The sequence below is a fragment of the Roseomonas gilardii subsp. gilardii genome (assembly GCF_023078375.1).
GTDB lineage: Bacteria > Pseudomonadota > Alphaproteobacteria > Acetobacterales > Acetobacteraceae > Roseomonas > Roseomonas gilardii.
Genome location: NZ_CP095554.1, coordinates 3,043,747 through 3,068,227 on the forward strand (window position 1 = coordinate 3,043,747; position 24,481 = coordinate 3,068,227).

Consider the following 24,481-nt stretch of genomic DNA (forward strand, 5'->3'; position numbering starts at 1 on the left):
TCGCTTTTGTGGGCGTTCGTTCGGCCGGGCGGCTTGCTCAGGCCGCCGCGCCGGTTCCGCTGCGCGCGATTTCGAGCCGGTTCCGCCCGGCGGCCTTGGCGCGGTAGAGCGCGCCATCCGCCGAGGCCAGGAGGTCGTCCAGCAGGACGCCGTCCCCACCGCTGGCGCCGCCGATGCTGATGGTCACCCGGACCGGGCCGGAAGGCAGCCAGACGGGCTCCTCTCCCACCGCCAGGCGCAGGCGTTCCGCCACATTCGCCACATCAGCGGGGGAGCGGCTGGCCATGATGACCAGGAATTCCTCGCCGCCATAGCGGGCCACGATATCGGAGGAGCGCAGGTTGGCCCGCAGGCGCTGCGCGACCTCGCGCAGCACCACATCGCCGCCGGCATGGCCGAAGGTGTCGTTCACGCGCTTGAAGTGATCCACATCCATCAGCAGCACCGAGGCACCGCCGGAACGCAGCATCGCCTCCAGATGGCGGGAGGCGTAGAGCCTGTTGCGCAGGCCGGTCAGGCTGTCGGTGACCGCCGCCTCCAGCGTGCGCTGGAGATCCTCGCGCAGCCGGTCCTGATAGAGCTTGCGCCGGATCTGGTTGCGCGCCCGCGCCCGCATCTCGTTGCGGTCCACCGGGCGCAGTACATGGTCGTTGGCGCCGAGGTCGAAGCCGCGGAGCACGAGCTGCCGCTGCGCCGGATCGGCGACCAGCAGCACCGGCAGGTCGCGCGTGCCGGACTGCGCCCGGAGCCGGGAGGCGAAGCGCAGACCGTCGCCGGCATCGAAGGAGAGGCTCAGCACGGCCAGCTCGAACTCGCCCGACATCAGCGCGTTCCAGGCCGCGCCATGGTCGGTAGCCACGAAGCAGACCACGCCATCCTCGGCCAGCGCCTCCTCCAGGAAGCGCGATTCCTCGCGGTCCTCGGTGATGACGATGGCGCGCGTGCCGATCATGCTGTTCAGCGCGCGCAGCCCGCCGGTCATGCCCAGGTCGCCGGTGCTCTCGGAGCGGATGTGGAAGGCGTCCAGGACCTGCTTGGTGCGCAGCAGGGCACGCAGCCGCGCGAAGAGCATGGCGTGATCGACCGGCTTGGACAGGAAGTCGTCCGCGCCCGCTTCCAGGCCGCGGATGCGCTCGCTCTGATCCGTCAGGGCGGTGATCATGACCACGGGGATATGGCCGGTCTGCTTCTGCGCCTTCAGGCGGCGGCAGACCTCGTAGCCATCCATCCCCGGCATCATCACGTCCAGCAGGATGACGTCGGGCGCCCATTCCTCGGCCAGGCGGATGGCCGCCGGGCCGGAGCTGGCAGAGGCGACCTCGTAGTATTCGGCCCGGAGGCGGGCTTCCAGCAGGTGGATGTTCGTCGCGATGTCATCCACCACCAGGATGCGGGCGCTCACGCCGAATGATCCTCCGCCTTTGGCGCGACGTCATGGCCGGCACCGGAACAGCCGGGCGGCACGACGCGAACGGCTGCTTGTGGCCGGGCACGAAGACCGGAAGAAGGACAAAGTGTGACGATTTTAGATCACTCCCCCGTCCCTTCGGGCGGCCCTCGTGGCTGATGCCACCTTTGCCCATACCGCGCCGGTTCCGCAACCTTCGCGGGAGCTTTGCCCGGACATTGCCCGGGGCTCTCCGCGCCACCGGCCCCGACGCGGCGCGCCAACACCTTCTACATACCGCATGCCGATCACCCCGGCGAGCGAAATGATTGTGCACAGCAGCATCGGCATGATCCAGGGCCAGAAGGCGCTTCCAGATCGCCTCCCGGCCACGGTTTGCCCAGGCAGTTGCGATCAGCGCCGGGCAAACTGGGTCTTGCCGAACATGTTCTCCCGCTCCGTATCGGTGATCGGCCCCTGGCGCGAACGGTCGGACAGTACGGCGACCCCGCGCTGGACGGCCGGGCGGGCGGCAATCGCATCGTGCCAGCGCCGGACCGAGGGGTAGTCGGACAGGTCGATGCCACGCCGGTCGGGGTTCCGGATCCAGGGGAAGGTGGCGATGTCGGCGATGGAATACTCGCCCCCGGCCAGCCATTCGGCTTCCGCCAGGCGCTTCTCCAGCACCCCGTGCAGCCGCCGGACTTCGTTGCCATAGCGTTCCACGGCATAGGGGATGCGCTCCGGAGCATAGGCGGCGAAGTGGTTGTACTGGCCGAACATCGGCCCGACGCCGCCCATCTGGAACATCAGCCATTGCAGCGCCTTCAGCCGTTCCACCGGATCCGCGGGGATCAGGCGGCCGGCCTTCTCGGCCAGATAGATCAGGATGGCGCCGCTCTCGAAGAGCTGGAGCGGCTGCCCGCCCGGCCCGTCCGGATCGACGATGGCGGGGATGCGGTGGTTCGGCGTGATGGCCAGGAATTCCGGGCGGAACTGCTCCCCCGCCCCGATGTTCACGGGCACCACACGATAAGGCAGGCCCAGCTCCTCAAGCGCGATATGGACCTTGTGGCCATTGGGTGTGGGCCAGCTCCAGACTTCGATCATGCCATGCTTCCTCGGCTGCGGAGGGGCCGGAATTGGGGAGGCTGTGACCAGTCGGCAAGCCGCAAACCAACGGTTGCGAAGTCCGGAATAATTAACCACCATCGCGGGAAATTGTCTGGAGTATCCCGGAATGGTGGCTTGGCTGCCCGAACATGCGGAGGCCTTCCTCGGCAAGGATGGGCTGATTGACACACGCCGTCTTCTGGACGCGACCGCGGAGGCGGAACGGCTGGCACGGCTGGACAGCCAGCACGAAGGCATTCCGGTCAGCGATCCACGGTTCCACATGCCCTTCTCGGACCCGGCGACGGTGCGTGAGGTGCTGCCGCAACTGACCGTGGCCCTCCATCTCCTGCAGGCTGAGCCCGGGCATCGCGTGCTGGATCTCGGCTGCGGCCATGGCTGGCTGTCGCGCCTGCTGGCGCAGCAGGGGCTGGAGGTGCAGGCGGTCGATCCTTCCGCCACCGTGATCGGCAAGGCGAAGGCCTTCGTCTCGGTCCACCTGCCCCAACTCGCGGCACGGCTGAAGACAGGCGTGCTGGAGAAGGGCCGGATTCCCCTCCCCGACGCCTCGGTGGACCGGATCATCGCCTTCCACAGCCTGCACCGGCTCGGGGACCTCGCCGCGCTGCTGCCGGAGATGCAGCGGGTGCTGGCGGAGGGCGGCCGCGCGGTGATCATGACCGCGGCGCCCGGCCAGTCCCGTTCCCCGGCGGCGCAGGCGAGGATGCGGGCCACCGGCATCGCCGAGCCGGAAACGGACCCCGCCGCGATCCAGGCCGCCGCCGCCGCCGCGGGCTTCGCGCGCTGCGAGTTCGGCCTGGCGACTCGCCAGCCCCTCGTGATGGGCGCGGCAGCCTATACCGCCGAACTGGAGCGCGTCTCGCGCCAGGACAAGCCCGACGCCGCGCCCTCCCCGGCTGTGCAGGAGCGGGGCTTCGCGGAGCTGAATGCCTGGTTGCGCCAGGACTGCTGCATCGTGCTCAGCCGCACCGGGGAGGCGCCGGACAGCCGCGAGATCCCACCCCTGGCCAAGCGCAAGGCGCCGATCGCCGAGATCTCCATCCTGTCAGGCACGGCGACCAAGCAGAAGCTGTCGCTCACCGTGGCGATCCGCAATCTCGGCGGCTATCGCTGGCGTCCGGGAGGAACCGGTGCGGGCGGCGTCAACCTCGGCGTGATGCGGCGCCTGGCGGACGGCACGCTGGAGCGCGACTTCCGCCGCGTCCGGCTGAGCGCGCAGGAGATCATGCCCGGGGAGACGGTACAGATCGTCTTCGAACTGCCGCTGCAGGACGCTCAGGGCTGGAACATGGACCTGGTCGCCGAGGGCGTGAGCTGGTTCGGGGCCGAGATCGCCCTGGACCGCACCGGCGCGGCCGTGCCGAAGGCCGGTTGACCGGGCGCGCCGTTCCGACAGCCGCTTTCCGGGGCGATTCGCGATCCGTCGATTTCCGCCGGAGTCGTGGATTGCCCCTGGATTCGTGTACGGAAGATGGCGCAGAATGCATCTCCGGCCGCCCGGCTGATTCCCGTGGTGCCTGCTTCGTGCCGGTTTCCGCGTCCATTCTGTGGCAGTTCAGCCACAGCGACACAGGACGCATTTCCGGCATCCCTGCCTCTCATGCTGGTGAATATGCTTCGCCGCGGCGGCGTGCATTTTGAGTGTCGTTCGTCCCCCCGATGAAGGACTCTACTCAATGAAACTCCGTCACGCGTTGCTCGCGACGACCCTGTTCATGGCCCCCGGTGTCGCGATGGCGCAGTCTGCCTGGTGGACGCCGCCGAGCTGGCTCGCCACTCCCGTCGCACAGCCGATCACCGGCCTCTACCTCTCCGGCGGCGCCGGCTGGAACCACGCCAACAAGCGCAACGTCACCTCCGACGGCGGCGCCAACGGCTTCTTCGACGCCACGGTGAACAACCGCCAGGGCTCGTTCAAGTTCAGCGAAGGCTGGGGCGGCCAGATCGCTGTCGGCTGGGGCTTCGGCAACGGCCTGCGCGCCGAGGTCGAGGGCAACTTCCGCGACAACCCCACCAGCAAGGTCGGCGGCTGGTCCAGCCGTGGCGTCGGCACCACCAGCGGCAACTTCTTCAGCGGCACCGGCCGCATGCGCCAGTACGGCGTGATGGTGAACGGCTACTACGACTTCCAGCTGCCGGCCTGGTTCCCGAACATGCCGATCCCGGTCGTGCCCTATGTCGGCGGTGGCGTGGGCTGGATCTGGACGGATCTGGACAATGTCGGCGGCACGCGGGTGAACAGCGTCGGTCGTCCGGGCGACAACCTGACCATCGACGACACCGCGGGTGCCTTCGGCTACCAGGGCATCGCCGGCCTGGCCTTCCCGATCCCGGCCGTGCCTGGCCTGTCCCTGACGGCCGAGTACCGCTACCTCGGCACGCTGCAGACGAAGTATGACGGCATCGTCCGCACCGCTTCGGGCCAGATCCCGACCCGCGGCAAGTTCGAGATCGACGGCGCGAACAACCACTCCGCCATGCTGGGCCTGCGCTACGCGCTCTGGACCCCGCCGGCGCCCGTGGCCGCTCCGCCGGTCGTGCCGCAGGCTCCGCAGGCCGTGGCCCGCACCTACCTCGTGTTCTTCGATTGGGACCGTTACAACCTGACGGACCGCGCCCGGCAGATCATCTCCGAGGCGGCGCAGAACGCGCGGACCACGGGTTCGACCCGCATCGAGGTGGCCGGCCACGCCGACCGCTCCGGCACGCCGCAGTACAACATGGGCCTGTCGCGCCGCCGCGCCGACGCCGTGGCCGCCGAGCTGGTGCGTCAGGGCATCCAGCGTTCGGAGATCACGGTCGAGGCTTTCGGCGAGAGCCGTCCGCTGGTGCCGACCGCCGATGGCGTGCGCGAGCCGCAGAACCGCCGCGTGGAGATCGTCCTGCGCTGATCGCGCGGACACTCCATACGCCGCTTCAGGAAAGGGGCCGGTCCGCGAGGACCGGCCCTTCTTCTTTGCCCGCCCCGCCACTTGTCCAGCCTGGGCGCGTTACGCAACGCCACAAGCCCACCCGCTGTGCCAGACCAGGGAAGCTGTTACAGTCACGTCCGCGAACCGCGCCGCGCCATCCGCACGGACGGCGGATCGTTGGGACCACCGAGGCAGCGCCGCCACGACGCCGGGCGCGCCCTGCCTCCCTGCCGGCACGGGATCGAACCCCTGAGGACCAAGGCGTGATCACCGGTGCGGCGGTACCGGAAGCGGGGCAGATCCTGCCGGAGATCCTTGATCTCCTGCAGGCGGCACCCGGCGACCGGGAAAGCGGATGGCGGCTGCTCGCCCTGGCCACCGGCACCCCGTCCGGGCCACGCCAGCGCATGGTGGTGCTGCGCCACTTCGAGCCCGGCAGCCTGACCCTGCGGCTGCACAGCGATGCGCGCTCCGGCAAGGTGCACGAGATCGCGGCCGATTCATGTGTTTCCCTGCTCGGCTGGGATGCCGCGCGGCAATGGCAGGTGCGGCTGGAGGGTGAGGCACGGCTGCATCGCGACGGCGCCCTGGCCGACCGGGCCTGGACCGAAATGCCCGATGGCGAGCGCCGCAGCTACGCGGCCCCCGACCCGCCCGGCAGCACCGTACCCGCCCCTCCCCCACCACCCACCGTGACGCCCCGGGCCCGCGCGAATTTCTGTGTCATCACCATCAGGCTGCGGCAGATGGAGTGGCTTCACCTCGACCCCGAACGACACCGCCGGGCCTGCTTCCGTTTCCTGGGCCATGGCGTGGAGGCAAGATGGCTGATCCCCTGACCCCTGATGCCGCCGCCAAGGCTCCGCCGCCCGACCGGGAGCGGATCGCCGAAAGCATCCGGCGCCTCGCCACGCAGCGTGGCGCGGAGAAGTCCATCTGCCCCAGCGAGGTCGCCCGCGAGCTGGGCGGCGAATCCTGGCGCAGCCTGATGCGGCCGGTGCGCGACACGGCGCTGGAACTGGCCCGCCGGGGCGAGATCGAGGTCCTGCGCAAGGGCAAGCCGGTGGAACCCGGCCCCAAGGGGCATGGCGATGTGCGCGGGGTCATCCGCCTCCGGATCGCCGCGCGCTGACGCCGCCTGCCGCCCATTGGCCTTTTTCGTTTTGACACGTTGGAGATCCCGCGATGCGTGACACGCGCGGTGCCCTCAGGGACGCCTGGGCCCTGGCCCGCCCCTTCTGGTTCAGCGAGGAACGCTGGTCCGCCCGGGGCCTCCTGGCGGTGGTGATCCTGCTGAACCTCGCTCTGGTGGGGATGAACGTGATCCTCACCTTCTGGAACCGTGCCTTCTACAACTCCCTGCAGGACAAGAACTGGGAGGCCTTCTCGCAGCTCCTCTTCCTGGGCCGGCACGATCCGGACGAAGGCTATCTTCCGGGCTTCTGCGTGGTGGCGGCGCTGTTCATCCTGGTGGCGGTGTTCCAGCTCTATCTGCGGCAGTTGCTGCAGATCCGCTGGCGGCGCTGGATGACTGGCCGCATCACCGGCGACTGGCTGCGGGACCGGGCCTATTACCGCATCGCGCTGACCGACACGGGCACAGACAATCCGGACCAGCGCATCTCCGAGGACATCAACAACTTCGTCAGCCAGAACCTGTCGCTGGGCCTCGGGCTGATGAATTCGGTGGTGACGCTGCTTTCCTTCATCGCCGTGCTCTGGAACCTGTCCGATCCGGTGAACGTGCTGGAACTGCCGATCCCCGGCTATCTCGTCTGGGTGGCCCTGCTCTATTCGGCGCTCGGCACCTGGCTGACGCACTTGGTCGGCCGCAGGCTGATCCCCGTGAACTTCCAGCAGCAGAGGCTGGAGGCGGATTTCCGCTACTCGCTGATCCGGGTGCGCGAGAATGCCGAGGGCATCGCCCTGCACCATGGCGAGGCAGGCGAGGAACGCAGCCTGGCAGGGCGCTTCGCCGCGGTGGTGGCGAACTGGCGCGCGCTGATGACGGTGACGAAGCGGCTGACCTTCTTCACTTCGGCCTTTGGGCAACTCGCGGTCATCTTCCCCTTCATCGTCGCCGCGCCGGCCTTCTTCGCCGGCCGCATCCCGCTCGGCGCCCTGACCCAGACCTCCTCCGTCTTCGGCCAGGTGCAGGGCGCGATGTCCTGGTTCGTGGACAGCTACGGATTGCTGGCCGACTGGCGCGCGACGGTGCAGCGTCTCGCAGGCTTCCGCCAGGCCATCGCGATGTCGGAGGCACGCTCCGGTGAAGGGCCGAAACTCGCCCCCGCCAGCGGCAACCATTTCGCGGCGCGGGATGTCGAACTGCAGCTTCCCAATGGCCGCGTGCTGGTGGGCGATGCCGACCTGTCCCTGGCGCCGGGCGAGGCGGTGGTGGTCACCGGCGCCTCGGGCAGCGGCAAGTCCACGCTGTTCCGGGCGCTGTCAGGCATCTGGCCCTTCGGCCGCGGCCGGGTGGAGATCCCGGAGGGCGCGCGCGTGCTCTTCCTGCCGCAGCGGCCCTATATCCCGCTTGGCACGCTGCGCCACGCGGTCTGCTATCCCATGGCGGAAAGCGATTTCAGCGAGGATCAGGTGCTGGACGCGCTGAACAGTGCCGGGCTGGAGGGCTTCGTCCCGCATCTGGATGAAAGCGATACCTGGGAGCGCCGGCTTTCGGGCGGCGAGCAGCAGCGTCTCGCCCTGGCCCGCGCCTTCCTGCAGAAACCCGACTGGCTCTTCCTCGACGAGGCGACGGCCAACCTCGATCCGGAATCGGAGGAACTGCTCTACGCGCGCCTGCGGGAGAAGCTGCCGGCGACCGGCATCGTTTCCATCGCCCATCGCCCGGCCGTGGCGCGCTTCCATGACCGCGGCCTGCGCATAGGCGGTGGCAAGCTCGCGCCGGTCGCGACGGCCGGGACCTGACAGACGAAGGGCCGGAGGAAAGCCCTCCGGCCCCGGCCTCCGTCAGGCGGCGGGGTCGCCCCCGCCGGCCGGGTCCTCAGTGGCCGTCGTCCTGGCCCTGTTCCGGCGCCGCGTCGCTGTTGAGCATCGTGTAGCGCTCCTCGCCGATCTTCTCGATCAGCGTGAACTGCGCATGCAGGAAGTCCGCATGGTGCTCCTCGTCGGCGAGGATCTTCACCAGCAGGTCACGCGAGATGAAGTCGCGCACGCTCTCGCAATAGGCGATGCCCTCGCGGAGATCGTTGATCGCCTTCGCTTCCAGCTTCTCGTCGCATTCCAGGATCTCCTTCACGGTCTGGCCGATCAGGACCTGGTTCAGGCGCTGCACGTTCGGCAGGCCGTCAAGGAACAGGATGCGGTGGATGAGATCATCCGCATGCTGCATCTCCTCGATCGATTCCTTGTACTCGTGCTTGCCGAGCTTGGTGACGCCCCAATGGTTCAGCATGCGGGCGTGCAGGAAGTACTGGTTGATCGCCGTCAGCTCGTTGGTGAGCTGGGTGTTCAGGTGCTCGATGACCTTGGGGTCGCCGTAAGCGGACATGGTCTGTCTCCCGTCTCGTCTGGAACAACGAGAAGACAGATCGTCCATCAAGCGTCAAGTCGTTGTTTTTCAACGATTTTGAGATTGAGAAACAGTTTCAGCGCGCGGCGCGTGCCTGAGCCTGTCCCGGCTGATCCCGCATCATGGCCAAAATCATACGGGTACAGGTGCCGCACTGTGCCTTGCAGCCGCATTTGGAATAAATCTCGCAGCAGCGGCTGGCGCCGGACGCGATGGCATCCTTGACCTGAGTGTCGGTGATTCCGTTGCAGAGGCAAACATACATGCGGATGTCGCGTCCGTGTGATGACGGGCCCGCTATCGCATCCAGCTCGATTCGATGCAAGTCATTCTTAGTTTCCTTCGCAGTTCATTCTCTCCTTGCCTCGTCACTGGTCATGCGGGTGCGTGGCTGGGGCGCTTGCCAGGGATGTACCGGCGTCGGCGACGGTGTGGCCGCCCTGGCGGTCCTGCTCCTCGGGGCCTTGGGCGGATCGCCGTAGCAAAGCACCCGGACCACGGAGCGGCCTGTCTCCTCCATGAGGTCAGCGAGGTTGCGAGGCTGACTCGCCGCATCGGCGAAAGCGGATGCCTCAGTCAGTGGAAGATCGTAGTCGCGCAGGAAGCGCCGCAGCAGCCGCGGCGCGATAGCCAGGTTGACGTTCTGCGGCAGGGTGCCGTTCCGCAGCAGCGACAGGATGGCATCAGCCTGCCCCACCGGCATGCCAACGACCCGGCCCGACATGTCCAGCAGGGCCCCGCCGCTGTTGCCGGGCTGGGTCGGCGAGGTGTACTGGATCCAGCCATCATTCTCACCCACACCGATGGCGCTGACATTGCCGCCGGTCACTGTGGGTTCTCGCGTCTTCACGTTCATGCCTGGAAAGCCCATCGCCGCCACTGGGGTGCCCGGGCGAACATCCGTGGCGATCGCCAATGACGGGCGGTTCAGCCCCGGCACATCGACCAAGGCAAGATCGAGTTCCTCGTTGCGGCCGCGCAGCTTGGCACCGGCCAGTTCCGCCAGCCCGGCCTGGACCGAAACCTGCCGGCAGCCATTCACCACATGCCAGTTGGTGACGATGAGATGCGGCGCCACGGCGAAGCCGCTTCCGGTTTTCCGAATTCTGTCTTCTGCTGCCGTCTGGGCGACGGCGTAGCGATAGGCAGGCCGCGACGGTAGGGCGCTTTCCTCCCGCCCGATATCGGGTGCGAACTCCTCCCCCGCCGCCAGCTTCGCGGGCCTGGAACGCGCCGGCTTCGGCATCAAGGATGGCACGGGTGCCACTTCGACAGGACGCGCCGCCCACTGACGGGCGCGCGTGAAGCTTTCCGGCGACAACTGACGTTCGAAAGCTGCAAGGCCGGGCTGGATGACAAAGGGGCCGCGATGCTGGCTCTCGCGCAGGATCGCCCAGCGCGCCGCCTCGACGGGATCGGCTTCCATGCCGCGCCCCAGCAGCGCCGCCACCATGAGGCAGCCCTGAGCGCGGAGTTGGCCGCGGCTGGCTCCATAGCGCCACCAAGCCACCGCCCTCGCTTCGTCACGCTCCGTGCCATAGCCGCTGGCATGGGCGCTGCCCGCCTCGGCAGCGGCGTGGAGATGCCCGGCCAGGGCGGCCTGCTCCAGATAGTAGAGCGCCTCCGCCGCTGTTTCATCCTCATCCCGGCTTTCCAGCAGGATCTGGGCAAGACTGTACATTGCTTCCGGGTCGCGATCCCGTGCCTGCTGCCGCAAAGTAGCCTCCGCCACACGCGGGCGCGCCACGAGGCGGGATGGCGGGCGGTGACAGCCGGAGGCCAGCGCATCCGCCGTCAGGTTCCCAAGCCGATCCGGTGCCGCCGCCTCCGCAGGGTCAGCCAAGCCCAGGAGCGCGACACTGGACAGCAGAAGGAGACAGCGAAGCATGTCGATTCCTCAACCAAAGGTTGAAGAAATGTAGCGTCACGGAAATGTTACGAGAAGTGATCGGGCGCCGGAAGGAAGGGATAGTCTCTTCCGCCGAAGTGGAGGGCTCCCTCACCCCCGCCCACAGGTCGCGAGCACGTCCAGCACATCCTCGCCATACCGTTCCAGCTTGCTGGCCCCCACGCCGGGGACGGTGGCCAGTTCGTCGAGATCGGTGGGCTTCTGCGCCGCGATCTCGCTCAGGGTGCGGTCGCTGAAGATCATGTAGGCGGGCAGCGCCTGCCGCTGCGCCTCATCCCGCCGCCAGGCGCGCAGCGCCTCGAAGACTGGATCGCCGGAGGAGGCGGGCGCCTCGCGCCTGCGTGGGCCGCCCCGGGCGGAGATGCGCGGCAGGATGGCCTCCTCCCGCAGCATCACCTTTTCCTGCCCTTTCAGGATCGGGCGGGCGGCCTCGGTCGGGCGGTATTCGCCATGATTCTCCACCGCCACGTCCAGCGCGCCCCGGGCCACGAGCTGCCGCGCGATGCTGCGCCAGTTCTGGGGCGAGACATCGCGGCCGACGCCGAAGGTGGGAAGCTGGTCATGGCCGAACTGGAGGACCTTCTCCGTCTTCTCTCCACGCAGCACGTCCACCAGATGGCCCAGGCCGAAGCGGCTGCCCGTTCGGACCACGGCCGAAAGCAGCTTCTGCGCCGCCACGGTCCCGTCGCGCAGGCTGGGTGGGCGCAGGCAGGCGTCGCAATTGCCGCAATCCCGCTCCAGATCCTCGCCGAAGCAGCGCAGCAGGATGCGGCGGCGGCAGGTCGCGCTCTCGGCGATGGCGACCATGCGGTTCAGGCGCTCGCGCTCGATGCGCTTCTGCTCGTCGGAGGCCGGGCTCTCCTCCAGCCGGTGGCGGGCCCAGACGATGTCCTCGGCCCCGTGCAGCAGCAGGGCGCGGGCCGGCAGCCCGTCGCGGCCGGCGCGGCCGATCTCCTGGTACCAGCTCTCCGGGCTGGCCGGCAGCGTGGCATGGGCGACCCAGCGCACATCGGGGCGGTCGATCCCCATGCCGAAGGCGACGGTCGCCGCCATCACCACCGCATCGCCGCTGGCGAAGCGCTTGTGCGCGGCGCGCTTGTCGGCGGCCTCCATCCCGGCATGGAAGGAGATGGCGTCATGGCCGTTCTCGCGCAGCCAGCCGGCGGTCTGCTCGGCGCCCTTGCGCGTGGCGCAATAGACGATGCCGGCACCACGCCCGTCGGAGGCTTCCCGCGCGAAGGCCAGGATCTGCCGGCGGGCGCTTTCGCGCGGCGCGGCCTCGATGCGGATGTTGGGGCGGTCGAAGCCGCCACGGAAGACAGGGTCCTCCGTCAGGCTCAGGCGTTCGCGGATATCCTCCACCGTGCGCGCATCGGCGGTGGCGGTGAGCGCGATGCGCGGCACCTCGGGGAAGAGGCGGGCCAGCACGTCGAGGTCGCGGTAGTCGGGGCGGAAATGATGGCCCCACTGGCTGACGCAATGCGCCTCGTCGATGGCGAAGAGGGCGAGCTCCGTGCGGCCCAGCCGCTCCAGCGTCGATTCGAGGTTCAGCCGCTCGGGTGAGACGTAGAGGAGCTTCAGCGCGCCCCGCGACAGGTCGCGGAACAGGTTGCCACGCTCGCCCTCCTCCATCTCGGAATGCAGGGCGGCGGCGGCCACGCCCGCCTGGCGGAGGGCCGAGACCTGGTCCTCCATCAGGGCGATCAAGGGCGAGACCACCACGCCCAGGCCGGGGCGGCAAAGGGCGGGGACCTGGTAGCACAGGCTCTTGCCGCCGCCCGTCGGCATCAGCACCAGGCCGGAGCCGCCCGCCACGATGTGGTGGACGATCTCCTCCTGGCGCCCGCGGAATCCCTTGTGGCCGAAGACCTCGCTCAGGACCTTGCGGGGGCCATCGGCCTCCTGCCCGGTCCCGCGGTCAATCAGACGGTCACGCAGAAATCCGAGCATCAGTTTCCGATCTTGATCTCCACCCGGCGGCTCTCGACGGGGGTGGCTTCATAGGGGATGGCGCCAAGCGGCAGAACGGTGATGCGCGACCCGTCCACCTTGTCCGCGCGAAGCTGCGCCGCCACGGCCTGGGCGCGGAGCTGGCTCAGCTCCCGGTTGCCGCCGGCCACGGGGGTCGGCTCGGGATTGGCGAAGCCCAGGACGGTGACCCTGGTCTCGGGATAGCGATTGGCGATGTCGGCCGCCTCGGCGATCAGGCCCTTGGCCGCGTCGTCGAGCATCGCGTCGTCGCGCTGGAAGAAGACGACGCGGGCCTGGGGCGCGCCCATCTTCGGGCTGGCGCAGGCCGCCAGCAGGGGCAGGGCCGCGAGGGAGGCAAGCAGGAAAAACCGGCGCATCGGCGCGCGTCTCCGGGACAATGTGACGGGCCGTGCCATGCGATGCCCGTTCCGCCCCGTCAACGGGCCGGAACGGCTCCACGGCCGCTGCGGGCCTTCACCTGATTCATTGTGATCAGCCCGCCGCATGGAAGGCCCGGCCACCGGCCAGGCGCAGCACCCGCGTCGGGTGTTCCGCCCCGGTCAGGCGATGCGTGATCAGCAGGACCGTGCGCCCGGCGGTGGCCTCGTCCAGAGTCTCCAGGAAGGCGCGCTCGGCGCTGACATCGAGTCCCGCCGCGGGTTCGTCCAGGATCAGCACCGGCGCCGGGGACAGCAGCGCCCGTGCCAGGGCCAGGCGCCGTGCCTGCCCGCCGGAAAAGCGCGCCCCCGCCTCGCCGCAGCGTGTCTCCAGCCCCAGCGGCAGGGCGCGGACCAGATCGCCGATCCGCGCGCGGTCCAGCGCCTGCCAGAGTTCCGCCTCGTCCGCTTCCGGCCGGGCGAGGCGGAGGTTGGCGGCGATCGTGTCGTCGAAGAGCCGGGCATCCTGGGTCAGGCATGTGACACGGCGGCGCAGGTCATGGGCGGCGAGGCTCGCGATCTCCACGCCGCCCAGGGTGATGCTGCCGGATTGCGGACGGGCGAGGCCCAGCAGCAGCGCGGCCACGGTGGACTTGCCGGCGCCGGAGGGGCCGAGCAGCACCACCCGCGCCCCTTCCGGGATCTCCAGCGAGAAGCCGTCCAGCACCGGCTCCCGGTCCGCATCCCAGGCGAAGCGGATGTCGCGCATGCGGATGGCATGGCCCGGCGGCAGGGGCGCCGGCACGGCCGGGTCGGGGGCCGGAACCGGGGCGTCGGCGGCCTCTAGCAGGCGGCGCGCGGCGGCACCGGCACCGGCCAGCGCGATCCCGGCGCGGGGCAGCGCGGCGAGGCTCTCGGCGGCGGCGAGAGCGAGGAACAACGCGGGCACCGCCAGCGCCGCGGCACCCGCGCCGCCGGCCAAGCCCCAGGCCAGGGCGCCGAGCAGCGCGGCCTGGGCCAGCAGCGCCCCGGCGGCCCCGCCCAGCGTGCCGATGTGGGAGGCGTAGCCCTCGGCCAGGGACTGGGCATGGCCGGCCTCGGCCAGCCGCGCGCCGGCCCGGGCCTCGCCATTGTTGGACAGCACGTCCTCCAGCCCCAGCAGCGGCTCCACGGCGCGGGCGCGGAGGGCGCCGCGTGCCTCGGCCACGGCGGCGGAACGGCGTGCGGCCAGGGGGGCGAGCAGCGGCGGCAGCAGCAGGGCCAGGGCCAGCGGCAGCGCCACCACAGCCATCAGCCCGGGCGAGGCCCAGCCCAGCAGCACGGCGATGGCCAGCACCGTGGCCGCGGCCGCCGCCATCGGCGCCATGGCGCGCAGGTAGAGTCCGTCCAGCGCCTCGACATCGGAAACCAGCCGCCCCAGCAGGTCTCCGGCGCGGCGCAGCCCGATCCCGGCCGGCAGGCGCTCGGCCAGCCGGCGGAAGAACCAGACCCGGGTATCGGCCAGGGCGCGGAAGGTCGCGGCATGGGTGGTCATGCGCTCCATCCAGCGCAGCACCGGGCGCAGAAGGATCAGCGGCCGCAGCAGCAGCAGCGCGCCCGCGGCGGCGGCCATGGCGCCGTGGCGCAGGCCCTGCGACACGCCATGCCCGGCCAGGGACAGCAGCGCCACGCCGGACAGGGCGGCAAGGCAGGCGACCAGCGCGCCGAGCACCAGCCCGGCCCGGTGCGCCCGCCAGAGGCCGAGGATGCGGGACAGATCACGCCACATGGCCGGCCTCCTTGCCACGGCGCGCCTGCCCGGCCACGCGCCCATCCTCCAGGGTCAGCACCCGGGCGGGGAAACGCTGGCGCAGCAGCGGCGAATGGCTGGCGATCACCGCCGTCCGCCCGGCGCAGAGGCGGCGGAGCCCGTCAAGGACCTCCGCCTCGGTGCCGGGGTCGAGATGGGCCGTCGGCTCGTCCAGCAGGACCAGGGGCCGGTCGCGCAGGAAGGCGCGGGCCAGCGCCACACGCTGCGCCTGCCCGCCGGAAAGCCCCCAGCCCCCCTCGCCCACCAGCGTGTCGAGGCCGTTGGGCAGATCCGCGGTGAAATCCGTCACCCGCGCCTCCCGCGCCGCCGCCTCCACCGCCGCGTCATCGGCCTCCGGCCTGGCGAGGCGGATGTTCTCGCGGATCGTGTCGCGGAACAGATGCGGGCGCTGCGGGACATAGGCGGAGAGGCGGCGCAGCTCCTCCGGCCGCAGGGCCAGGGCATCGCGCCCGTTGAGGGCGATGCGCCCGGAATCCGGCCGGCGGAAGCCCAGCAGCAGGCGCAGCACGGAGGATTTCCCGGCGCCGGAAGGCCCCGACAGCACCAGCGTCTCGCCCGGCATCACGCGGAAGGTGACGCCGTCCAGCGCGACGGGGCGCGCCGGGTCGTAGCGGAGCGAGACATTCTCGAAGGTCAGCACCACGGAGGGCGGCACCTCCTCCAGCAGCAGCCCTTCCCGTTCCGGCGCATCGAGCAGCGGCGCCAGCTCGGCGGCAGCCCCGGCGGCGGACATGCGCTCGTGATAGGCGGCGGAGAAGGCGCGCAGTGGCGCGAAGAAGGCGGGCACCAGCAGCAGCACGAAGAGCGCCGAGACCGGCGAGGGATGGCCACCGGTGACCAGCGCGGCATGGCGCCAGGCGAGGCAGCCCAGCACTGCCGCGGCGATCAGTTCCAGCCCGGCGGAGCCGAGGAAGGCCACGCGCAGCACCCGCATCGTCCGCTGCCGCAACTCGTCGGCGGCCTGTCCCAGCGCCTTCGCCTCGTCATCCTGGCGGTTGAACAGGACCAGGGTGGGCAGGCCCCTCACCCGGTCCAGGAAGCGGCCGGAAAGGCGTTGCAGGGCGTCGAACTGCCGGCGGCTCTGGATGGCGGCGCCGATGCCGGTCAGGGCCATGGAGACGGGCACGAGCAGCCCGCCGGCGGCCAGGATCAGCCCGCCCACCGGGTCCATCAGCCCCGCCGCCAGGGCGATGGCCGCCGGCACCAGCAGGGCCAGCATGGCAGCGGGCAGCCAGCGGGCGAAATAGCCGTCCAGCGCCTCGACCCGGTCCACCACCAGCGCGGCACGCTCCCCGGCGGGGCGCTCATCCGCCGGGCCGAGTTCCAGGAGGCGGGCCAGGGCCTGTTGCCGCAGCCGGGCGCGGGCAGCGGCGCCGGCGGCGTGCTGGGCGCGTTCCTGCGCCATGCCGAGCCCGGTCTGCAGCAGCAGGAGCACGGCGGCGGCGGCGAAGGCGGTCCAGCCGGACCCGGCCACCGCACCCGGAAAGCCAAGCAGGGTGGCGAGCAGGGTGGCGATGAACCAGGCCTGGGCGATGCCACAGATGGCGGCGGCGAGACCGAGGCCGGTGGAGCGGAGGAGGCGCGGACGATCCTCGCGCGCGACACGGGACAGGAGCCGCCGGGCCGCCGCGTTATCCGCCTTTGAGGAAGACATGGCGGCACCCTCTAGACCACTCCGCATCCGCATGCACCCTTTCCCCTGTTTCTTCCTTGTTTCGCGAGGGTCCCGCATGCTGCGACAGCATGGCCGCTACGACTACCACCCCTGGTCGGAACGTCCACGCTGGACCTGGCCGGATGGCGGCCACCTCGCGGTCTATCTCGGCGTGAACCTGGAGCACTTCGCCTTCGGCGAGGGGCTGGGCGCGGAACTGGCCCCCGGCGGCCCGCAGCCGGATGTGCTGAACCATGCCTGGCGCGACTATGGCAACCGGGTGGGGGCCTGGAGGCTGCTGGAACTGCTGGACGAACTGGGCGCCCCCTGCACCGTCCTGGCCAACAGCGCCATGTACGGATACGCGCCGCAGCTCATGGCGGCGCACCGGGCGCGCGGGGACGAGATCGCCGGCCATGGCCACAGCAACAGCGAGCGGCAGAGCGTGCTGCCCGAGGAGGCCGAGCGGGAACTGATCGCCGAGGCGACCGCGGTGCTGACGCGGCATGAGGGCCGGGCGCCGCGAGGCTGGCTCTCGCCCTGGATCGCGGAGAGCGTGGCCACGCCGGACCTGCTGGCGGAGGCGGGCTACCGCTACACGCTGAACTGGTGCAGCGACGACCAGCCCGTCTGGCACCGCACCCGCTCCGGCCCGCTCCTCGCCATCCCCTATCCGCAGGAGGTCAACGACATCCCCGCCATCGTGGCGCGCAAGGACGGGGCGGAGCAGTTCGCCGCGATGATCGTGGCGGATTTCGACGAGCGGCTGCGGCAGGTGCGGGACGGCCGGGCGCAGGTGATGGGGATCGCCCTGCACCCCTATATCGTCGGGCAGCCTTATCGCCTGGCGGCGCTGCGCCGGGCGCTGGCCCATGTGCTGGCGCCGCGAGCCGGGGTCTGGGTCTGCACCGCCGGGGCGATCCATGACCATGTCGCCGGCCTGCCGGCCGGGACGTGCCCAGGCGGTTGAGCCCCCGGCCAGGCCATCGGCCTCGTGGTGCATGGCCTATCGGGGTTTGACAGCCCCCGCCGCGCGGTGGGGCCGGGTGCCGCACGCGCGGGTTGCCTTATGTGCCAGCCCCCTATCAACCGGATGAGTAACGGGATGTTTGCACTGCAACAAAGCGACACATTTGCCGTGCTTTCGCTTCCGCTTTCGTGATTTGGCAACCCCTGATGCGTTTTTCTCAATAGTCTCTTAATATAGACACTCTGGAGCACACTCTCACGGGCTGGGAAAATTGCCTTGTCGCTCCATGTCCAGTTCCGCATCGTCAGCACCTGGAGCCAGGGCTTCCAGGCCGAGATCGTCATCACCAACGGGGGACAGACCTCCATGCGGCGCTGGACACTCTGCCTGGTTCCAAGTTGGCAGATCCTGGAAGTCTGGAATGCCCGGCATGACGGCCAGGCCGTGCAGGGGCACCTCATCCGCCTGCATCCCGAGGGGACGGACCCGCTGCATCCGGGGCAAAGCTCGACGATCGGGCTGATCGCCAATGGTCCGCCCCAGATTCCCGTCATCAGGACATGCTGGGACGATACCGGCCCGCCGCTTCCTCACCCCTCCCCCGGTTGCCAGGGCTGACCGCCGCGCCGGGTCCGCTCACCGCCAGCAGAGCAGGAGATCCAGGACGCTGAGGACATAGCCCAGCATCAGGAACAGGAAGCCCAGGATCACGAGGAACAGGCCGATCACGTATTTCATCGTGGCGACGCCGTAATCCACCAGCGTCCAGCCGAACTGGACCACGGCGCGGCCTCCGTAGCAGCTCGGGCGCGGCGCGGCCTGATCCCTTTCCGCCGCCATCGAGGGGGCGGCCAGTGCCACGGAGCAGGTGACGGGAACCAGGCCGGCGCCACCGGCCGTCAGGGGTGAGACGATCAGGAAAGCCAGAAGGAGGGACCGCAGGAGTCCCCACGCGGATCGGTTGAACATCGCGGCCGAAGCTGCGGCAGGGCACCGTGTCGGTCCAGCCCAGGCCGCGCAACCCTGCCGCCATCCGGATAGCCGGTCCCGGTTGCCGGCCCCACCCGCCGGATCAGGGCAGGCGGCGGATCGGCACCGGTTCCGTCCGCAGCCAGCTCGGCCAGCCGAGGGTCCTCTCGATCGTCACGAGCAGGAGCGACAGCGCCAGGGCCACCAGGATGACCATCGCCTTCCGGCGGCCGGGCGGATGGCGCCACCACTGCACCATCTGGATCAGCAGGCGCGTGAGAGGGTCCATCCGTGGGCGGCTCAGCCAGGCGTCATCAGGCGCATGTTGTCCAGCAGCCGGGTCCGCCCGAGCCGCGCGGCCACCAGGGCCAGGGCTTCCGGCGTGACGGTCCGCAGTTCCTCCATCGTCGCGGCATCGGCGATGCTGGCATAGTCCAGTTGCAGCTGTGGCTCCCGCCCGACCATGTCGCGGATCAGCCGCCGCAGCACCTCCGCGTCGCGCTCCCCACCGAGGGCCGCCTGCCGCGCCGCCTCCAGCGCCCGCAACAGGGTCGTGGCGATGCCCCGCTCCTCCGGGCTGAGATAGGTGTTGCGGCTGGACAGGGCGAGCCCGTCGGGCTCGCGCACCGTCTCGCCGATCTCGATGCGGCATGGCAGATCGAAATCCGTGGCCATGCGCCGCACGATGGCGCATTGCTGGGCATCCTTCTGCCCGAACCAGACGGCGCCGGGCTGCAGGATGTTGAGCAGCTTCAGCACCACCGTCGCCATGCCGTTGAAATGGCCCGGACGGACAGCACCCTCCAGCCGCTCGCCCAGGGCACCGACCTCGACGTGACAGGCGAAGCCCGCGGGGTAGAGGGTCGCCGGTTCGGGCACGAAGACCAGATCGACCCCCTCCGCCTCCAGCAAGGCGAGGTCGCGTGGCAGGTCGCGCGGGTAGCGTGACAGGTCCTCATTCGGGCCGAACTGGGTCGGGTTGACGAAGATGCTGACCGCCACCGCCCCGCAGGCGGCCCTGGCCTGCCGTACCAGGCTCAGATGCCCCGCATGCAGGAAGCCCATGGTGGGCACGAAGCCCAGCGTCGCATGGCGGGAACGGGCGGCGCGGACCTCCCCGATCGTCCGGCAGATCCGCATGGCGCGTGGCGAGGTCTCCGTCATCCCTATGCTTCCTCCGGCCGGGTGTTGGCATCGATCCAGTCCAGATAGGCCGCCGATCCGCCCAGGACCGGAAGAACCAGGATCTCCGGCAGCTCGTAGTCATGCAGGCGGAGGATCAGTGCCTCCGCCTCCGCCAGCCTTTGCCGCGTGGTCTTTGCCTGGAGCAGGAATTCCGGCCCGGCCTGCACCTCGCCCCGCCAGCGATAGGTGCTTTCGACCGGCGTGACCTGCACGCAGGCCGCCAGCCGCGCCGAAACCAGGGCGCTGGCGATGTCGCGCGCCCTGGCGTCGCTACCCACTGTCGAGGACAGCACGACGAAGCCTTCCTGCATCCCCATCCCGGCTTTCTCCCTGTCGCGGGCCATCTCCATGCCCACGATCCGGCCGGGGCGCCGGGACGGGCATCCCGCGGCCCGCCGGGGGCCGTCGCGGCTCTGGCATTGGGCGATGGAGAATGCAAGAAGCCCACCGACATGCTTCCGTCCCTTCCCCATGCCCGGGACCGTGCGCGGCCGAGCCGGTGCCACACTTCTCGGTTGCTCCGATGGCTGATGCCGGGGCTGATGCTGGCGCTGTTCGCGACAACACCGCTCGCGGCGGCACCCAACCTGCGCGGGCCGGACGACCTGCGTGGCAAGGAGGTCTGGGCCATGGACGAGACGCGGATCGGCACCGTGGCCGGCGTCGCCGGCGCCCCGCCCATGGTGAAGATCCTGCCCAACCCGGCGCTGGGGATCGGGACGGCCCCCTTCTCCGTGCCGGCCGGCCTGCTGCGGGATGCGCCGGAAGGGCGCCTGGTGCTGGACATGACGCCGTGGGAGTTCGAGACCTCGGTGGTCAGGGCCCGGGCCGAAACCCAGGCGAAGCCACTGGCCAAGCCGCCCGCATCACCGCGGTGACCCGCCCGCGGGGCCCGTGAAGGTCAGGCCACCTGCCCCCGGTTCCGACGAGGCACCGCCATCCCGGTTGGGCCCAGCCCGTCCCGTCAGCGGCCGGTCCGTGCCGCTGGCGCGGCTTCGGCGCGGCCCGCGAGGCCGGGGGTGGACAATGCGACGATCGCCACCGGCGCCGTGCCGGTTTCCGGCATGCCCAGACGGGCCGCGACACCCGGGCTGACATCGAGGATGCGGCCGCCCCGGTGCGGCCCCCGGTCACGCACGCTGACAACGGCCGAACGGCCGTTGCGCAGGTTCGTCACGCGGGCCTGCGTGCCCAGCGGCAAGGTCCGGCTGGCCACCGTGTCGGATTTCGGGTCGAAGCGGCCGCCATCCGCCATGGGCCGCCCCGCGAGGCGCCGGGAATAGACCGAGGCATGGCCGCGCTGTTCCCGCAGGGCCTGCCGCTGCGCCCCATGGCGCGGCGAGGCATGCCGTCCGGCTTCCGCCGCATGCGCATGGCGTTGCGCCGCCGCATGGCCGGCGGGATGGCTGGCGGGGTGGTTCGTATGGTGGCTGCCGTGGTGCTGCCGGGGGGCAGCACGCGGCTTGGCGGCCTCGGCTGCAGCCACCCCGCCCGTCATGGCACAGGCCACCATCGCGATCCCCAGGATCGCCGTCTTCCATCCGGTCAAGCGCCGTTCCCCCTTCCCGTTGCGGATCCCCATCCGTGACAGGAAGCCCAGTTCGTGACCCGGAGTTGCCGGCGCAAGGGGATGTGGTCGTGCCCGGTGCCTATCCCTGGCCCCTATCCCCGGTTCCGGCCGATCAGCCGCGCGGCCACCATCAGCACAATGCCCAGCCCGATCACGAGCGCCGTGGCCGGCGAGGTCCGCACGGTGTCCAGGATCGCACCCGGCACCCAGACCAGTGAATCCATAATCCGGCGTGGCACCCAGAGCAGGGTGTCCCAGCCCACCGCATAGGCCGCGACCCCGAGCGCCACGAGGAAGGTTCCGAGGGACCAGAGCTTTGCCGACATGCGTTCCTTGATCGTTTCGCCCGAGGCCGTCAGGGACGGGCCTGCTGCTTATCCGCATGGACCGGGGGCCGTCACCCCTGCCTCGCCGTATGGGAACCACGGGCGCGGAAGACATGGCCCATCACGGCGCGGTGAGTGTCAGGTGTTTCCGCTTGTCACCGGCGCCCCACCCACGGCCACCATGGCCTCAACCGGCGGAGGAAAGCCGGCAGGCGGTGGAGGCGACGATGACGGTGAAGACCATCCTGCGCAACAAGGGCTCCGAGGTGATCAGCGTGCGGCCGCAACTGCCGTTGGTGGAGGTGGCGCGCGTCCTCGTGCAGCACCGGCTCGGCGCCGTGCTCGTGCGGGAGGCGGAAGGGACGGGCCCCGTCCTCGGCATCCTGTCCGAGCGTGATATCGTTCGGGCGCTGGCCAGCGATGCGGGTTCGGTCAACGGGCTGGTGGCCGCCGATGTGATGACGCGCGTGGCCTATACGGTGACACCGGACACGCCGATCATCAAGGCCCTCGAGATGGTCACGGACCGCCGGGTGCGGCATCTGCCGGTCTACGAAGGCGAGACCCTTTGCGGCATCGTCTCGATCGGGGACCTGGTGAAGGCCCGGATCGAGCAGGCGGTGGGCGAGGCGGAGGCCCTGCGGGATTACGTGACGGCTGGATAGTCCCGCCCTGGCCTGGCCTGGCGAAGGCGGCCGCCGGGGATGCAAATTGGACGGCGCCCGCCTTACGGATTGGCCCCGGCTCAGCCTTTTGACATCCACGAGGGCTGGAAAGGTGGCGTCCCGTACGGGATTCGAACCCGTGTCGCCGCCGTGAAAGGGCGGTGTCCTAGGCCTCTAGACGAACGGGACAAGACCGGAGAGGCGTTGGCGGCTAACTAGCCTGCCCCGATGCGCGCGTCCATGGGCAGAGAAGCGGTTTTTCAGCTCTGCCCCTCCAAAGCGGCAACGGCGTTCTTGGCGGCCTCGCTCAGGGTGGGGTGGATGTGCACGCCATCCAGCATGGTGCGGATGCCCGCCCTGGCATTCATCAGTTCCACGAAGAGCTGCACCACCTCGGCCCCCGAATCGCAGAGGGCCGCGGCACCGAGGATCTCTCCCGTCCCGGGGTCGGAGAGGACCTTGATGAAGCCTTCGGTGCGGCCGATGTCGCGGGCCTTGCCGCTTTCCGTCATGGGCTTCCGCCCGAGGCGATAGGGCCGTCCGGATTCGCGGGCCTCCCGCTCCGACAGGCCCACGCGCCCCAGTTCCGGCTCCGTGAAGATGGCATAGGGCACGATGCGCTGCGTGGTGCGGGCGCCATCCCCCAGGAACAGGGATTCCAGGATGCGGAAATCGTCATAGGCGGTGTGGGTAAATTGTGGCCCGCCCCGGATGTCGCCGACGGCGAAGACCCCCTCCACCCCGGTCCGCAGGTGATCGTCCACCTCCAGTATGCCCTTCTCGCCAGGGTGCAGGCCGATGCTGTCCAGCCCCAGCGCATCCGTGTTCGCCTGGCGCCCGGCGGCGAGAAAGAGATGCGTGCCTTCCAGCACCCGCCCCTCCAGGTGAAGCCGCACCCCCTCGCCTGCCGCCTCCGCCCGGCTGGGCTTCGCCCCCAGATAAATGGCGATCCCTTCGGCCTCCAGGACCCCGCGCAGGACTTCCGCCACGTCCGGGTCCTCCCGTTCCGTGAGTTGCGGGCCGGATTCGATGATGGTCACGGCCGATCCCAGGCGGCGGTAGGCCTGCGCCAGCTCCAGCGCGATGGTGCCACCGCCCAGGAAGAGCAGATGGCCCGGGCGCTCGCGCAGCTCGATCCAGTTCCGGCTGTCGATCAGCGGAACCTGTTCCAGCCCGGGCAGGTCCGGCCACGCCGCGCGGGAGCCGGTGTCCAGCACCAGCCTGTCGGCCAGCACCACCGCCTCCCCCACGCGGATGCGGAAGCGGCCGTCCTCGCGCCCCTCGATCCGGGCCTCGCCTCGCAGGAGGCGCGGTGCGCCGGGCTGGCGGAAGCTCCCCTCCAGTTCGCCCCGCTGCTCCGCCACGAGGGAACGGGCCCGTTCCATCACGGCGGCGAAATCCACCTCCACGACGGGAATCCGCACACCCCATTCGGCCGCGCGGCGGGCCTGGGCAGCCAGTCGGGCGGAGGCGATCACCGCCTTGCTGGGCGTGCAGCCGAAATTGACGCAGGACCCACCGAGGGCATCACGCTCGATCAGCAGGACATCCCGGCCTGCCTCAGCCAGGGCACGCGCCAACGGCACGCCTGCCTGCCCGGCTCCGATGATCACGGTCTCCGCGGTCTGCATGGCCATGGGCGCCTGGTCCTCCCCTGCGTTCAGTGCAGGAAAGCCCGGTTGCGGGACAGGTTGCGCAGGGGATTTCGGCATATCACCCGCCGGCTTCGGCGTGGCCATGCTCGGATCGGTGTGAAGGAACTGGCGCGCCCGAAAGGATTCGAACCTCTGACCCCCAGATTCGTAGTCTGGTGCTCTATCCAGCTGAGCTACGGGCGCCGGCCAGTGGCGGGGTGATAGCCGAGGCTTCCCGGCGGCGCAATGGCGCCGTGACGGTTTTTCGACACGGATCTGTCATGCGCCCGGCCATGCGAAAAACCCCGCTGCGGAGCCGCACCGGGGTCTGGAATGATTTGATCTGTCAGGAGAATTTCTGGCGCGCCCGAAAGGATTCGAACCTCTGACCCCCAGATTCGTAGTCTGGTGCTCTATCCAGCTGAGCTACGGGCGCCGGCCAGTGGCGGCCTGATACTGCGGTGCCGGGGGAA

The 24,481-nt window shown here is 70.1% G+C and carries 25 protein-coding genes and 3 tRNA genes; 9 read left to right on the forward strand and 19 right to left on the reverse strand.

All coding sequences use genetic code 11. The features are described 5' to 3' along the window. Positions 1 to 37 precede the first annotated feature (37 nt). Entirely contained in the window at positions 38 to 1,402 is a 1,365-nt protein-coding gene (locus tag MVG78_RS13890; protein WP_247552409.1) for a PleD family two-component system response regulator, read from the reverse strand. A 399-nt stretch (positions 1,403 to 1,801) separates the two neighbouring features. Then, the gene (locus MVG78_RS13895) at positions 1,802 to 2,497 is read right to left on the reverse strand and encodes a glutathione S-transferase family protein (protein WP_247552411.1); all 696 of its coding nucleotides are present in this window, start codon (positions 2,495 to 2,497) and stop codon (positions 1,802 to 1,804) included. Positions 2,498 to 2,627: 130 nt separating this feature from the next. On the opposite strand from MVG78_RS13895, the gene MVG78_RS13900 reads away from it, so the two are divergent. The 5 genes from MVG78_RS13900 to MVG78_RS13920 all read left to right on the forward strand — a co-directional run bounded on the left by MVG78_RS13900 (position 2,628) and on the right by MVG78_RS13920 (position 8,364). Next, complete coding sequence (locus MVG78_RS13900; RefSeq protein WP_247552413.1) at positions 2,628 to 3,896, forward strand: class I SAM-dependent methyltransferase; 1,269 nt, start codon at positions 2,628 to 2,630, stop codon at positions 3,894 to 3,896. Positions 3,897 to 4,215: 319 nt separating this feature from the next. Continuing rightward, a complete protein-coding gene (locus MVG78_RS13905; protein WP_247552415.1) occupies positions 4,216 to 5,412 on the forward strand; it encodes an OmpA family protein in 1,197 nt (398 codons plus the stop codon). Between the two features lie 284 nt (positions 5,413 to 5,696). Beyond that, positions 5,697 to 6,272: a pyridoxamine 5'-phosphate oxidase family protein gene (locus tag MVG78_RS13910; RefSeq protein ID WP_247552417.1), complete on the forward strand. Its 576-nt coding sequence runs from the start codon at positions 5,697 to 5,699 to the stop codon at positions 6,270 to 6,272. After that, positions 6,257 to 6,565 carry a DUF3253 domain-containing protein gene (locus MVG78_RS13915; RefSeq protein WP_247552418.1) on the forward strand — a complete coding sequence of 103 codons (309 nt, stop codon included), beginning with the start codon at positions 6,257 to 6,259 and terminating at the stop codon, positions 6,563 to 6,565. Before MVG78_RS13910 ends, MVG78_RS13915 begins: the two co-directional genes overlap by 16 nt. 53 nt (positions 6,566 to 6,618) lie before the next feature. Next, positions 6,619 to 8,364: an ABC transporter ATP-binding protein/permease gene (locus MVG78_RS13920; RefSeq protein ID WP_247552420.1), complete on the forward strand. Its 1,746-nt coding sequence runs from the start codon at positions 6,619 to 6,621 to the stop codon at positions 8,362 to 8,364. A 76-nt stretch (positions 8,365 to 8,440) separates the two neighbouring features. Here the strand turns inward: MVG78_RS13920 and bfr are convergent, their stop codons facing one another. The 7 genes from bfr to cydD form a co-directional block, all read right to left on the reverse strand. Beyond that, positions 8,441 to 8,947, reverse strand: coding sequence for a bacterioferritin (gene bfr, locus MVG78_RS13925; protein ID WP_247552422.1), 507 nt, complete (start codon positions 8,945 to 8,947; stop codon positions 8,441 to 8,443). A 97-nt stretch (positions 8,948 to 9,044) separates the two neighbouring features. Continuing rightward, on the reverse strand, positions 9,045 to 9,293 hold the full coding sequence (locus MVG78_RS13930) for a (2Fe-2S)-binding protein (RefSeq protein ID WP_247552424.1): 249 nt from the start codon (positions 9,291 to 9,293) through the stop codon (positions 9,045 to 9,047). Positions 9,294 to 9,317: 24 nt separating this feature from the next. Further along, entirely contained in the window at positions 9,318 to 10,856 is a 1,539-nt protein-coding gene (locus MVG78_RS13935; RefSeq protein ID WP_247552426.1) for a tetratricopeptide repeat-containing serine protease family protein, read from the reverse strand. 111 nt (positions 10,857 to 10,967) lie between these two features. Continuing rightward, a complete protein-coding gene (gene recQ, locus MVG78_RS13940) occupies positions 10,968 to 12,827 on the reverse strand; it encodes a DNA helicase RecQ (RefSeq protein ID WP_247552428.1) in 1,860 nt (619 codons plus the stop codon). Further along, entirely contained in the window at positions 12,827 to 13,225 is a 399-nt protein-coding gene (locus tag MVG78_RS13945; protein WP_247552430.1) for an OmpA family protein, read from the reverse strand. The genes recQ and MVG78_RS13945 overlap by 1 nt, the downstream gene beginning before the upstream one ends. 115 nt (positions 13,226 to 13,340) lie before the next feature. Further along, a complete protein-coding gene (cydC, locus tag MVG78_RS13950) occupies positions 13,341 to 14,993 on the reverse strand; it encodes a thiol reductant ABC exporter subunit CydC (RefSeq protein WP_247552432.1) in 1,653 nt (550 codons plus the stop codon). Further along, positions 14,983 to 16,689, reverse strand: a complete 1,707-nt coding sequence (gene cydD / locus MVG78_RS13955; protein WP_247552434.1) for a thiol reductant ABC exporter subunit CydD — start codon at positions 16,687 to 16,689, stop codon at positions 14,983 to 14,985. The genes cydC and cydD overlap by 11 nt, the downstream gene beginning before the upstream one ends. A 76-nt stretch (positions 16,690 to 16,765) precedes the next feature. On the opposite strand from cydD, the gene MVG78_RS13960 reads away from it, so the two are divergent. Both MVG78_RS13960 and MVG78_RS13965 read left to right on the forward strand, forming a co-directional pair. Then, positions 16,766 to 17,659: a polysaccharide deacetylase family protein gene (locus tag MVG78_RS13960; RefSeq protein ID WP_247552436.1), complete on the forward strand. Its 894-nt coding sequence runs from the start codon at positions 16,766 to 16,768 to the stop codon at positions 17,657 to 17,659. A gap of 276 nt (positions 17,660 to 17,935) precedes the next feature. Continuing rightward, positions 17,936 to 18,277 (forward strand): cellulose binding domain-containing protein, encoded by a 342-nt coding sequence (locus tag MVG78_RS13965; protein ID WP_247552438.1) that lies wholly within the window; start codon positions 17,936 to 17,938, stop codon positions 18,275 to 18,277. 18 nt (positions 18,278 to 18,295) lie between these two features. Here the strand turns inward: MVG78_RS13965 and MVG78_RS13970 are convergent, their stop codons facing one another. From MVG78_RS13970 to cutA, 4 genes are all read right to left on the reverse strand, one after another. Continuing rightward, complete coding sequence (locus MVG78_RS13970) at positions 18,296 to 18,442, reverse strand: hypothetical protein (RefSeq protein WP_247552440.1); 147 nt, start codon at positions 18,440 to 18,442, stop codon at positions 18,296 to 18,298. A 289-nt stretch (positions 18,443 to 18,731) separates the two neighbouring features. Further along, entirely contained in the window at positions 18,732 to 18,917 is a 186-nt protein-coding gene (locus MVG78_RS13975) for a hypothetical protein (RefSeq protein ID WP_247552442.1), read from the reverse strand. Positions 18,918 to 18,928: 11 nt separating this feature from the next. After that, positions 18,929 to 19,792: a pantoate--beta-alanine ligase gene (gene panC, locus MVG78_RS13980; protein ID WP_247552444.1), complete on the reverse strand. Its 864-nt coding sequence runs from the start codon at positions 19,790 to 19,792 to the stop codon at positions 18,929 to 18,931. Positions 19,793 to 19,794: 2 nt separating this feature from the next. Beyond that, a complete protein-coding gene (gene cutA, locus MVG78_RS13985) occupies positions 19,795 to 20,163 on the reverse strand; it encodes a divalent-cation tolerance protein CutA (protein ID WP_247552446.1) in 369 nt (122 codons plus the stop codon). A gap of 192 nt (positions 20,164 to 20,355) precedes the next feature. Here cutA and MVG78_RS13990 point away from each other — a divergent pair, with 192 nt between their 5' ends. Then, positions 20,356 to 20,691, forward strand: a complete 336-nt coding sequence (locus tag MVG78_RS13990; RefSeq protein WP_247552448.1) for a hypothetical protein — start codon at positions 20,356 to 20,358, stop codon at positions 20,689 to 20,691. A gap of 86 nt (positions 20,692 to 20,777) precedes the next feature. Here MVG78_RS13990 and MVG78_RS13995 read toward each other — a convergent pair whose 3' ends face one another. Beyond that, positions 20,778 to 21,362, reverse strand: a complete 585-nt coding sequence (locus tag MVG78_RS13995) for a septal ring lytic transglycosylase RlpA family protein (RefSeq protein WP_247552450.1) — start codon at positions 21,360 to 21,362, stop codon at positions 20,778 to 20,780. Positions 21,363 to 21,475: 113 nt separating this feature from the next. Continuing rightward, on the reverse strand, positions 21,476 to 21,709 hold the full coding sequence (locus MVG78_RS14000) for a hypothetical protein (RefSeq protein ID WP_247552452.1): 234 nt from the start codon (positions 21,707 to 21,709) through the stop codon (positions 21,476 to 21,478). A gap of 215 nt (positions 21,710 to 21,924) precedes the next feature. On the opposite strand from MVG78_RS14000, the gene MVG78_RS14005 reads away from it, so the two are divergent. Then, positions 21,925 to 22,374: a CBS domain-containing protein gene (locus tag MVG78_RS14005; protein ID WP_247552454.1), complete on the forward strand. Its 450-nt coding sequence runs from the start codon at positions 21,925 to 21,927 to the stop codon at positions 22,372 to 22,374. Positions 22,375 to 22,487: 113 nt separating this feature from the next. Here the strand turns inward: MVG78_RS14005 and MVG78_RS14010 are convergent. The 4 genes from MVG78_RS14010 to MVG78_RS14025 form a co-directional block, all read right to left on the reverse strand. After that, a tRNA-Glu gene (locus tag MVG78_RS14010) sits at positions 22,488 to 22,563 on the reverse strand. A 71-nt stretch (positions 22,564 to 22,634) separates the two neighbouring features. Continuing rightward, positions 22,635 to 24,011 carry an FAD-dependent oxidoreductase gene (locus MVG78_RS14015; protein ID WP_247552455.1) on the reverse strand — a complete coding sequence of 459 codons (1,377 nt, stop codon included), beginning with the start codon at positions 24,009 to 24,011 and terminating at the stop codon, positions 22,635 to 22,637. Between the two features lie 124 nt (positions 24,012 to 24,135). Further along, positions 24,136 to 24,212, reverse strand: a tRNA-Arg gene (locus MVG78_RS14020). Between the two features lie 155 nt (positions 24,213 to 24,367). Further along, positions 24,368 to 24,444: transfer RNA gene (locus MVG78_RS14025), tRNA-Arg, on the reverse strand. Between the last annotated feature and the right edge of the window lie 37 nt (positions 24,445 to 24,481).

Excerpts from the sequence above, each read along its gene's own strand:
- MVG78_RS13945 (WP_247552430.1), bottom strand. The coding sequence starts at position 13,225 with ATGCGCCGGTTTTTCCTGCTTGCCTCCCTCGCGGCCCTGCCCCTGCTG.
- recQ (WP_247552428.1), bottom strand. The coding sequence starts at position 12,827 with ATGCTCGGATTTCTGCGTGACCGTCTGATTGACCGCGGGACCGGGCAG.
- MVG78_RS13960 (WP_247552436.1), top strand. The coding sequence starts at position 16,766 with ATGCTGCGACAGCATGGCCGCTACGACTACCACCCCTGGTCGGAACGT.
- cutA (WP_247552446.1), bottom strand. The coding sequence starts at position 20,163 with ATGGAGATGGCCCGCGACAGGGAGAAAGCCGGGATGGGGATGCAGGAA.
- MVG78_RS14000 (WP_247552452.1), bottom strand. The coding sequence starts at position 21,709 with ATGTCGGCAAAGCTCTGGTCCCTCGGAACCTTCCTCGTGGCGCTCGGG.
- MVG78_RS14015 (WP_247552455.1), bottom strand. The coding sequence starts at position 24,011 with ATGGCCATGCAGACCGCGGAGACCGTGATCATCGGAGCCGGGCAGGCA.
- cydD (WP_247552434.1), bottom strand. The coding sequence starts at position 16,689 with ATGTCTTCCTCAAAGGCGGATAACGCGGCGGCCCGGCGGCTCCTGTCC.
- MVG78_RS13935 (WP_247552426.1), bottom strand. The coding sequence starts at position 10,856 with ATGCTTCGCTGTCTCCTTCTGCTGTCCAGTGTCGCGCTCCTGGGCTTG.
- MVG78_RS13900 (WP_247552413.1), top strand. The coding sequence starts at position 2,628 with ATGGTGGCTTGGCTGCCCGAACATGCGGAGGCCTTCCTCGGCAAGGAT.
- MVG78_RS13895 (WP_247552411.1), bottom strand. The coding sequence starts at position 2,497 with ATGATCGAAGTCTGGAGCTGGCCCACACCCAATGGCCACAAGGTCCAT.
- MVG78_RS13915 (WP_247552418.1), top strand. The coding sequence starts at position 6,257 with ATGGCTGATCCCCTGACCCCTGATGCCGCCGCCAAGGCTCCGCCGCCC.
- panC (WP_247552444.1), bottom strand. The coding sequence starts at position 19,792 with ATGACGGAGACCTCGCCACGCGCCATGCGGATCTGCCGGACGATCGGG.
- MVG78_RS13975 (WP_247552442.1), bottom strand. The coding sequence starts at position 18,917 with ATGGACCCTCTCACGCGCCTGCTGATCCAGATGGTGCAGTGGTGGCGC.
- cydC (WP_247552432.1), bottom strand. The coding sequence starts at position 14,993 with ATGTGGCGTGATCTGTCCCGCATCCTCGGCCTCTGGCGGGCGCACCGG.
- bfr (WP_247552422.1), bottom strand. The coding sequence starts at position 8,947 with ATGTCCGCTTACGGCGACCCCAAGGTCATCGAGCACCTGAACACCCAG.
- MVG78_RS13990 (WP_247552448.1), top strand. The coding sequence starts at position 20,356 with ATGCTGGCGCTGTTCGCGACAACACCGCTCGCGGCGGCACCCAACCTG.
- MVG78_RS13920 (WP_247552420.1), top strand. The coding sequence starts at position 6,619 with ATGCGTGACACGCGCGGTGCCCTCAGGGACGCCTGGGCCCTGGCCCGC.